At 72.2% G+C, this 345-nt stretch carries 1 protein-coding gene; it reads right to left on the bottom strand.

Annotation, left to right across the window (positions count from 1 at the left end):
- Positions 1-345: homocysteine S-methyltransferase family protein (locus ADK64_RS10475; RefSeq protein WP_199829560.1), on the bottom strand; the 345-nt coding region annotated here is incomplete at both ends.

The following is a 345-nucleotide window of genomic DNA, read 5'->3' as shown; positions in this document are numbered from 1 at the left end:
CTCCGGACGCGGCTCACGCACCGCCGGGGCCATGCCCCGCACCCGCTCGACCACCTGACGCAGATGCTCCGGCGTCGTACCACAGCAGCCGCCCACCAGTGACAGGCCGTACTCGCGGACGAACGTCTCCTGGGCGTCCGCCAGCTCCGGCGCGGTCAGCGGGTAGTGGGCACCGTCCTTGCCGAGGACGGGCAGGCCCGCGTTGGGCATGCAGGACAGCGGGATACGGGCGTTGCGCGCGAGGTAGCGCAGGTGCTCGCTCATCTCGGCCGGGCCGGTGGCGCAGTTCAGGCCGATCATGTCGATGCCCAGCGGCTCCAGCGCGGTCAACGCCGCACCGATCTC

Source organism: Streptomyces sp. MMG1121 (genome assembly GCF_001280015.1).
Classification (GTDB): domain Bacteria; phylum Actinomycetota; class Actinomycetes; order Streptomycetales; family Streptomycetaceae; genus Streptomyces.
This window is presented reverse-complemented; position numbering and strand designations above follow the sequence as displayed.